This window comes from Allobosea sp. OAE752 (assembly GCF_050433265.1).
Lineage (GTDB): Bacteria > Pseudomonadota > Alphaproteobacteria > Rhizobiales > Beijerinckiaceae > Allobosea > Allobosea spartocytisi.
The window spans coordinates 1,018,705-1,027,441 of sequence record NZ_JBNPXO010000001.1 but is presented as its reverse complement, the minus strand read 5'-3'; the positions used below and the strand labels follow the sequence as shown (position 1 = coordinate 1,027,441).

General features: G+C 67.0%; 9 protein-coding genes. 4 read left to right on the top strand and 5 right to left on the bottom strand.

Features of this window, described 5'->3' with window-relative positions; translation table 11 throughout:
- Window positions 1-1,207: MCP four helix bundle domain-containing protein (locus tag GGC47_RS04800; protein WP_429067070.1), on the bottom strand; the 1,207-nt coding region annotated here is incomplete at its 3' end.
- 366 nt (window positions 1,208-1,573) lie between these two features.
- A complete protein-coding gene (locus GGC47_RS04795) occupies window positions 1,574-2,758 on the bottom strand; it encodes a DNA recombination protein RmuC (RefSeq protein ID WP_133562555.1) in 1,185 nt (394 codons plus the stop codon).
- Between the two features lie 113 nt (window positions 2,759-2,871).
- Here GGC47_RS04795 and def point away from each other — a divergent pair, with 113 nt between their 5' ends.
- The 3 genes from def to truA all read left to right on the top strand — a co-directional run bounded on the left by def (window position 2,872) and on the right by truA (window position 5,347).
- Window positions 2,872-3,408, top strand: coding sequence for a peptide deformylase (def, locus tag GGC47_RS04790; protein ID WP_133562553.1), 537 nt, complete (start codon window positions 2,872-2,874; stop codon window positions 3,406-3,408).
- Between the two features lie 180 nt (window positions 3,409-3,588).
- Window positions 3,589-4,518 carry a methionyl-tRNA formyltransferase gene (gene fmt / locus GGC47_RS04785; protein WP_142019862.1) on the top strand — a complete coding sequence of 310 codons (930 nt, stop codon included), beginning with the start codon at window positions 3,589-3,591 and terminating at the stop codon, window positions 4,516-4,518.
- Between the two features lie 88 nt (window positions 4,519-4,606).
- On the top strand, window positions 4,607-5,347 hold the full coding sequence (truA, locus tag GGC47_RS04780) for a tRNA pseudouridine(38-40) synthase TruA (RefSeq protein WP_142019864.1): 741 nt from the start codon (window positions 4,607-4,609) through the stop codon (window positions 5,345-5,347).
- Window positions 5,348-5,455: 108 nt separating this feature from the next.
- On the opposite strand, the gene GGC47_RS04775 is transcribed toward truA, so the two are convergent.
- The 3 genes from GGC47_RS04775 to GGC47_RS04765 form a co-directional block, all read right to left on the bottom strand.
- On the bottom strand, window positions 5,456-6,037 hold the full coding sequence (locus tag GGC47_RS04775; protein ID WP_142019866.1) for a hypothetical protein: 582 nt from the start codon (window positions 6,035-6,037) through the stop codon (window positions 5,456-5,458).
- 65 nt (window positions 6,038-6,102) lie between these two features.
- Entirely contained in the window at window positions 6,103-7,314 is a 1,212-nt protein-coding gene (dapE, locus tag GGC47_RS04770; RefSeq protein WP_051987637.1) for a succinyl-diaminopimelate desuccinylase, read from the bottom strand.
- Window positions 7,311-7,742: a DUF805 domain-containing protein gene (locus tag GGC47_RS04765; RefSeq protein ID WP_038360466.1), complete on the bottom strand. Its 432-nt coding sequence runs from the start codon at window positions 7,740-7,742 to the stop codon at window positions 7,311-7,313. The genes dapE and GGC47_RS04765 overlap by 4 nt, the downstream gene beginning before the upstream one ends.
- Window positions 7,743-7,987: 245 nt before the next feature.
- On the opposite strand from GGC47_RS04765, the gene GGC47_RS04760 reads away from it, so the two are divergent.
- Window positions 7,988-8,602, top strand: coding sequence for a ribonuclease D (locus GGC47_RS04760; RefSeq protein ID WP_142019868.1), 615 nt, complete (start codon window positions 7,988-7,990; stop codon window positions 8,600-8,602).
- Window positions 8,603-8,737: the final 135 nt, after the last annotated feature.

Below are 8,737 nucleotides of genomic sequence, written 5' to 3'. Positions count from 1 at the left end.
CCTCGGTGCGCTTGGAGAGATCGTCGGCGCCCATATTGATCTCGCGGGCGGCGAGCCCGACATCGGCCGAGGTCGTCTGGATCGTCGCGACCGTGGCCGAGAGGCGCTCGACCGTCTCGTTGATCGCGCCCTGGAGATCGGCGAAGCGGCCGCGATAGCCGCCCTCGACCTGCCGCGTCAGGTCGCCGCCCGCCACCGCCTGCAGAACCCCGGCGAACTCCGTCGTCGCCCCGTCAACCACGCTGTTGATCTCGTTGATGCCGGCGACCAGCCGCTGCATCTGCTCGTCGGCATCGTCGATCTGGAGGCGGGCGGAGAAATCGCCGGCCGCCGCCGCCGCGACCACCTCGCCGACATCCGACACCACCGCCTCCATCGACTGCGCCCGCGCCAGCCGCGCCGCTGCGGCGGCGCGCTCTTGCTCTTCCAGGGCACGGACCCTTGCCGCGTTCTCCTGGAAGATCTGCAGGGCGCCGGCCATCTCGCCGATCTCGTCGCGCCGGCCGACGCTCGGCACGGTGACGTCCTGCTCGCCATCCGCCAGGCGTTTCATCGCGGCGGTCATGCCGCCGAGCGGCCGCACGACGCCGCTGATCACGAAGGCGAGCGCAAATGCTCCCAGGAGCAGGGCGCCGCCGGCAACGGCGAGCAGCAGATAGGCCGCGGCATGGGCCGTCGACTGGGCCTGTGCTCCCTGCTCGCGCGCCTGCTTGAGCTGCAACGCGGCCAACTCGCCGAGCTTTTTCGTGATCGGGTCCATCGCCTTGTAGAGTTCGTCCGAGGAGAACAGGCGAAGAGCGCTGTCGTCACGATCCTTCAGGATGGCGATGACCTTGGCGATGGCGACATCGCCGGTCTTCATCAGCGCCGCTGCCTGATCCGCAAGCTGCCTCTCATCGGACTCGGTGATGCTGGGCAGATAGGCCTTCCAGCTCTTGTCGATGGTCCCGACCGCGTCCTGGACGCTCTTGAGCGCATTGGTCCAGGTGACCTGGTTGCTCTGCGCCTTCCAGATCGTGTCGACGACGTTGACGGCATACATGTCGCTGACGGAACGCAACTGTTCCATCGGGATGACATTGTTCTGGACGACGTTGTCGACACGCTCCGTCACGGATCGCAAGGCCAGATAGCCGCAGGCGCCGATGGCGAGGACGCACAGGGCCAGGGCGACCAGCGCGGCCGCCAGCTTTGTCTTGATGCTCATTGTCATGACGGACCTTCTGGGAAGACGTCGCTCATTCAATGGAGTGCCGATGATGGAAGGTCCGCAAAGATGCCTATGGTCCAGGCATGGATCGGCGATACCCCGGTCGCGTCATGGCGCTCGACTGTATTGAGAGTTCTCGGTGCCCCAGATCTTTCAGATAAAGTTTAAGGCTGTTCTAATGTCCCCTTCGGAAAAGTGACGACGTTTACTTGCAAATACGCGTATTCACGTTGGGGATGAGCGTTCAGGTTGTGTAGGCGGGCCTCTGTCTCGCCTTCGGCGGACATCCGGGGCAGGCGGCGCGTTGACTTTGGGGTCCTTTAGCGTCGTCGGCCGGATCCGCCCCGCCTGACAGGGAGCGCGCTACTCCGCGGCCCGCTTCAGTTCGAGCCCCTTTGCGAAGGGCAGCTTCGGCTCGCTCTTCTCGTCGTCGAAATCGAGCGCGCCGATCCTCTCGGCGCGGCTGGTGACCTTGCCGGCCGAGGTCTTGATCTGGCCGACATCCTCCTGCGCCTGCCGGAAATGCGTGTCGAGCTTGTCGACGCGCTCGCCAAGGCGCCTGACATCGTCGAGCAGCTTGCCAACCTCGGTCTGGATGACCTGCGCCTCCTCGCGCATCCGCGCATCGCGCACCAGCGACTGCATGAGCTGGATCGCCAGCGCCAGCAGCGAGGGCGAGACGATCATCACGCGGGCCCGGTGCGCCCGCTGCACGACATCGTCGAAATATTCGTGCAGATCGGCATAGATCGATTCCGACGGCACGAAGAGCAGCGCGATATCCTGCGTCTCGCCGGGCAGGAAATAGCGCTCGGCGATGTCCTTCACGTGCACGCCGACATCGCTGCGGACGCGCTGGCCCGCGATCTTCTTCGCCTCCTCGCCGCGCGCCTCGCGCAGCATCGTGAAGCTCTCCAGCGGGAACTTGGCATCGATCACGAGGCCGCGCCCGTCGCCCGGCAGCGTGACGAGGCAGTCGGGCCGGCGTCCGTTCGAGAGCTGCGGCTGGAAGGCGAAGAAGGCGGCGGGCAGACCGTCGCGGATGATCGCTTCCATCCGGCCCTGGCCATAGGCGCCGCGCGCCTGCTTGTTGGAGAGCACGTCCTTCAGCGTCACCACTTCCGAGGTGAGGTCGGTCAGGTTCTTCTGCGCGCTGTCGATCACCGCCAGCCGCTCCTGCAGCTTGCCGAGGCTTTCGGTGGTCTGGCGGACGCTCTGCTCGAGTCCCTGGCCGACCTTTTGGCCGAGGCCGTCCATCCGCTCGGCCATCAACCTTGCGAGGTCGCCCTGCCGGGTCGAGAGGATCTCGGCCATCGACTGCATCCGGCCGGCGAGCTCGGCCTGCTGCCGGTTCATCTCCGCGACCTTGTCGTCCATCTCGCGGGCGCGTTCGGCGGCCATCGCAGCCTCGATCGCGCGGCTTCTGCCGCCGCGCCAGGCCGCCAACGCCGTCATCAGCAGCAATGCGAGACTCAACCCGCCGAAGCCGAGTGCGGCCTCCGCCCAGGTCACGGGGCGTTCCAGCAAGGTGAAGGCGATCGCGTTCATGCGGGAAGCCTAGCCGATTCGGCTCGGGATGGCGAACGAAAGCGGAACGGTTTGACCGCCCGCCCACAAATGCTTATGTCCCGGGCTCAACAGCCCTTTTCTCTCGGAACCACATGCCCATTCGTCCGCTCGTCATCCTGCCCGACGCCCAGCTTCGCCTTGCCTCGAAGCCGGTCGAGGCCGTCACGCCGGAAATCAAGGCGCTGGTCGCGGACATGTTCGAGACCATGTACGACGCGCCGGGCATCGGTCTCGCCGCGATCCAGATCGGCGTGCCGCTGCGCGTCGTGACGATGGATCTGTCGAAGCCGGAGGCGAAGGAGGGCGAGGAGCCGGAACCGAGGAAGCCGCAGGTCTTCATCAACCCGGAGGTCACCTGGTTCTCGGAAGAGACCAATGTGTACGAAGAGGGCTGCCTTTCGATTCCCGAATATTACGAGGAGGTCGAGCGCCCGGCCGAGGTCAAGGTTCGCTACATGGATCTCGACGGCAAGACTCACGAGATCGCGGCGGATGGCCTGCTCGCCACCTGCCTGCAGCACGAGATCGATCATCTCAACGGTGTGCTCTTCATCGATCATCTCTCGCGGCTGAAGCGCGAGCGTGTGACCAAGAAATTCGCCAAGGCCGCCAAGCGCTCAGCGGCATAATCACTGCTGCGTCATTCCGGACGAGCCGCGAAGCGGCGCCGATCCGGAATCCATCGAAGGGCTCCGGCGTGCCGGCATGGCTTCCGGGTCTCCGCGGAGTTTATCCTTGGGCCGATCGAAGATCGGACCCGGGGGCTATGCCCGGAATGACGGGGAAGATTTTAAGGTAAGGTCGAGCGTATGAGCTTGCGCGTCATCTTCATGGGCACGCCCGATTTCGCCGTGCCGGTCCTGACCGAGATCGTCGGGCAGGGGCATGAGGTCGTCTCCTGCTACACCCGAGCTCCGGCCCAGGCCGGCCGTGGGCTGGAGCTGCGGCCCTCGCCGGTACACAGGGCAGCGGAGCGCTTCGGCATTCCGGTCTTCACGCCCGCGACCCTGAAAACGGCCGAGCAGGCCGAGCTGATCGCCTCGCATGAAGCCGATGTCGCGGTCGTCGTCGCCTATGGCATGATGCTGCCCCAGGCGATCCTCGATCTGCCGGAACTGGGTTGCCTCAACCTGCATGCCTCGCTGCTGCCGCGCTGGCGCGGCGCCGCGCCGATCCAGCGCGCCATCATAGCCGGCGACGCCGAGAGCGGCGTCTGCGTGATGAAGATGGAGGCCGGGCTCGACACAGGCCCGGTCGGCATGGTCGAGACGCTCGCCATCGGCCCCGACATGACGGCCGGCGAATTGCACGATGGGCTCAGCCGCCTCGGCGCCGACCTGATGGTGCGGGCGCTCGCGGCGCTCGGGCGCGGCGGGCTGCAGTTCACGCCGCAGCCGGAGGAGGGCGTGACCTACGCCGCCAAGATCGCCAATGCCGAGGCGAAGCTGAGCTGGAGCCGGCCGGCCCGGCAGGTGCACGACCTCGTGCGCGGCCTGTCGCCCTTTCCGGGCGCCTTCGCCGAGATCGATCTCGGCAAGGGGCCGGAGCGTCTCAAGGTGCTCCGTTCGGCGCTTGCCGGCGGCGCGGCCGAGCCCGGCACGCTGCTCGACGACGAGGGCACGGTCGCCTGCGCGGAAGGGGCGGTGAAGCTCCTTCAGGTCCAGCGCGCCGGCAAGGCGCCGATGAGCGGGGCGGAATTCCTGCGCGGCGCCCGGCTCGGGGCCGGCGACAAGCTTTGATGAAGCGGTTTTCCACGCGGTCATCCCGGGGGCCGTTTGTCCGGGCTGACGGTGCGAGGATGAATGTGCGGCAAGGAACCGAAGGCTGATGCCGCGCTACAAGCTCGTCATCGAATATGACGGCACGCCGTTCTCGGGCTGGCAGCGCCAGGCGAGCGACCCGTCCGTGCAGCAGAGCGTCGAGGAGGCGGTGGAGGCCTTTTGCGGCCATGCCGTGCGCCTGCATTGCGCCGGGCGCACCGATGCCGGCGTCCACGCCACCCATCAGGTCGCCCATGTCGATCTCGACAAGGACTGGCGCACCGATGTCGTGCGCGACGCCACCAACGCCCGGCTGAAGGCGCGGGTGCCGGTCAGCGTGCTCTGCGCCGAGATCGTGCCGGATGATTTCGATGCCCGCATCTCGGCGAAGCGCCGCTACTACATCTATCGCATCCTCGATCGGCGGGCGCCGCCGGCGCTCGACCGTGGCCGGGTCTGGCACGTCCCGGTGAAGCTCGACCACGAGGCGATGGACCGTGCCGCCAAGGCCCTGCTCGGCAAGCACGACTTCACCACCTTCCGCGCCGCCGAATGCCAGGCCAACAGCCCGATCCGGACGCTGGACCGGCTCGACGTCCGGCGCGAGGGCAGCGAGATCGTAGTCTACGCCCATGCCCGCTCCTTCCTGCATCATCAGATCCGCTCCATCGTCGGCAGCCTGAAGATGGTCGGCGCCGGGCGCTGGCCGGAGGGGAAGATGGGTGCGGTACTGGCGGCGCGCGATCGTTCGCAATGTGCGGCGCTGGCGCCGTCCTGCGGGCTCTATCTGGCCGGGGTGGACTACTGATGTCTTCGCCGGCAGCCCGGCTCGACCCGAGCATCTCGTGACGTCGAGGCTCGGATCGCTCACGCGGCATGAGGCTCTCGGGTCGGGGCCGAGAACCACGTCGCGGCCTTAGATCAGGCCGAAGGCCCGGACCACCCCGTAATCCAGCACCACGCTGGCGATGACCAGCGGCAGCGCGATGCCGTTGCCGGCGCCGAAGGCGGCGCGCGCCACGCAATAGCGCAGCCTGAGCACGATCGCGGCGAAGAAGGCCGATTGCACCAGCGCGAGCGTGGCGGGCGCCCAGCCGACAGCGTAGACCGCGGCCGGCACGGCCATCAGGCTGGCGGAGACGATGCCGGCCCAGTTCCAGGCGATCACGAAGCTGGTAAAGCGCGGTGCCTGCGCCAGCTCCGGCCGGATCAGGATCAGGAAGGCCGGCACGACCAGGATGGCCAGCGACAGCGCCCCGACGACGGCAAGCGCGAGCCCGGGCGCGCCGAACAGGCCGCCGGCATTGCTGAGCCCGGTCGCCAGCCGCATGGCCGCGAGCATCGCAACCGTCGCGGGCAGCATCAGCGCGAAGGCGAGAAAGGAGCGCCAGAAGCCGTCACGGCTGAGATCGAGCTCGGGGAGCGCATCCGCGCCCTTCGTCATCAGGCGCCAGGAGCCGCGCAGCGAACGCGCGACGTCATCGGCATCGAGCCTCATCGCGAACCTCATCATGTGGTCTTAGACTTTCGTCTAAGCCAATAATGAGGCGCTTTGCCGGCAGGTCAAGCCTTATGTTGCGTTGCAAAATAAGTGGCGAGCAGCCGATGCGTGATCCGCTCGAGAGCGACCAGGTCCGAAACAGCGACGCATTCGTCGATCTGGTGCATCGTCTTGCCGACGACACCATACTCGACCACCGGGCAATAGCTCTTGATGAAACGGGCGTCCGAGGTGCCGCCGGTCGTCGAGAGCGCCGGGCGCTTGCCGGTCTCGGCCTCGACCGCATCCGCGACCATCGCGACGAAGGGGCCGGGCTCGGTCAGGAAGGCGACCGAATTCGTCGGCCGGAAGGTCACCGCGAAGCGCACCGTATTGCCGGCCGCCTCGCGCAAACGGTGCTCGATCTCGTTGGCGAGCGTCTCCGGCGTCCAGGTATCGTTGAAGCGGATGTTGAAGACGGCCTTCGCCTGTGCCGGGATGATGTTCGTCGCGGGATTGCCGACATCGAGCGTCGTCACCTCGAGATTGCTCGGGTCGAAATGCTGGGTGCCCTGGTCGAGCGGCGTCGCATCGAGCGCCGCCAGCAGGCGGACCATGCCGCGGATCGGATTATCGGCGAGATGCGGATAGCCGACATGGCCCTGGATGCCACTCACCGTCAGCTCGCCGGTCAGCGAGCCGCGCCGGCCGATCTTGATCATGTCGCTCATCGCGGCCGGATTGGTCGGCTCGCCGAGGAGGCAGTGGTCGAAGCGCTCGCCGCGTCCATGCGCCCATTCGAGCAGCTTGACCGTGCCGTTGACCGCCGGTCCCTCCTCGTCGCCGGTGACGAGGAAGGCGATCGAGCCCGGCGCGTCCGGATTCTCGCGCCGATAGCGGATCGCGGCCGCGACCATGGCGGCGAGCCCGCCCTTCATGTCGCAGGCGCCGCGCCCGTAGAGGACGCCGTCCTGGATCTCCGCTCCGAAGGGCGCGCGGCTCCAGGCGGCCTCGTCGCCGACCGGCACGACATCGGTATGCCCGGCGATGACGAAGACCGGGGCCTCGCTGCCGATCCGCGCGTAGAAATTCTCGATATCCGGCATGCCCGGCTCGCTGAAGACCGGGCGATGCACGCCATAGCCTTCCGCCGACAGGACCGCGGCGAGCAGCGAGAGCGCGCCGCCTTCGGCCGGCGTCACGGAGGGGCAGCGCACCAGCGCCTGCGTCAGCGCGACCGGATCGGTGGGATCGAAATCGAGCGAGGGAAGGGCGGCTGTGGAGTCGGCGGTCATTCCGCCGCTTTAGCACCCAGCACGACAGTCGCAAGCCCGGTTTCGTCCTGATGCGCGGAAGGCATCAGGCCGAGATCGATGAAGGCGACGACCCAGGCGATGGTGCCGATCGCTTCCAGCGATGGCCGCCAGCCGAACGGAACATGAGGAAGCATCAGCTCCGGCATGACGATTGCGCAGATCAGCAGGATGCCGAACAGGGAAGAGCCGCCGCGATCCTTGGCGCGCTTGGCGGCCAGCGCACACCAGGGAAACAGGGCGAAGGACTTGGCGAAGGCGATGATGGCCGCCGCCGTGGCGGGAGCGGCCAGTTGCGGCGCGAGCCGCTGGATCACGAACAGCGAGAGCGCCACCGCCGCGGTGCCGAACCAGAAGGCCCGCAGGCCGATGCGGCCGTCGAGATCGGTGAAGAGGCGGATCAGGGGCATGTGTCGGGCTCCGTTGCCCTCTTGTCGCATGCTTGCGCCGCGGAATGAAGCTTATGGTGAATAAAAGGTTAACACCGGCCCAAATCCTTGTTCGGCCTCAGAAAAGGCTTGAACGGGGCGAGGCGGGCGGCTAGCTGCGGAAAGATATCGCGCAGGATCCGGGAGCGTCGTTCCCAGGCCGTCCTGCCGAATCGAGCGTGCGTTGACGTGCCGGCCGCCGCTGCCGGACGAGTGAGGTTGCGAGCATGACCATCCGTTTCCATCGCGGCGACCTGCCGGACGGCTACGACGCCGGTGCGAGCATCGCGATCGACACCGAGACGCTCGGCCTCAACCCGCATCGCGACCGGCTCTGCGTCGTGCAGCTTTCGCGTGGCGACGGCACCGCCGATGTCGTACAGATCCCGAAGAATCCGGGGCGGCCGAAGAATCTGGTCCGCCTGCTGGAGGATCCGGCGGTGCTGAAGCTCTTCCACTTCGCCCGTTTCGACGTTGCCGTGCTGCGTCACGCCTTCGGCGTGGTCACCACCCCGGTCTACTGCACCAAGATCGCCTCGAAGCTGACCCGCACCTATACCGACCGTCACGGGCTGAAGGATCTCGTGCGCGAGTTGCTCGGGGTCGAATTGTCGAAGCAGCAGCAATCCTCCGACTGGGGGGCGGATACGTTGAGCGAAGCCCAGCTCGCCTATGCGGCCTCCGATGTGCTGCATCTCCACGCGCTGCATCAGAAGCTCGACGCGATGCTGGCGCGGGAAGGGCGCGCTGACCTCGCGAAAGCGTGTTTCGACTTCCTGCCCTACCGTGCCGAGCTTGATCTCGCCGGCTGGGCGGAGACGGACATCTTCGCTCACACTTGACAATTTCTAAGGCTTTCTGCGTCAGTCTGCGCGCGAGCGGGGGTCTTGTCCCGCTCCTTCCGACAGGGCGGGCAGCGCGGGGGCGCGATGCAGTTCGTCCGGCGACACGAAAAAGCCGTGAGCGACTGCCATTGC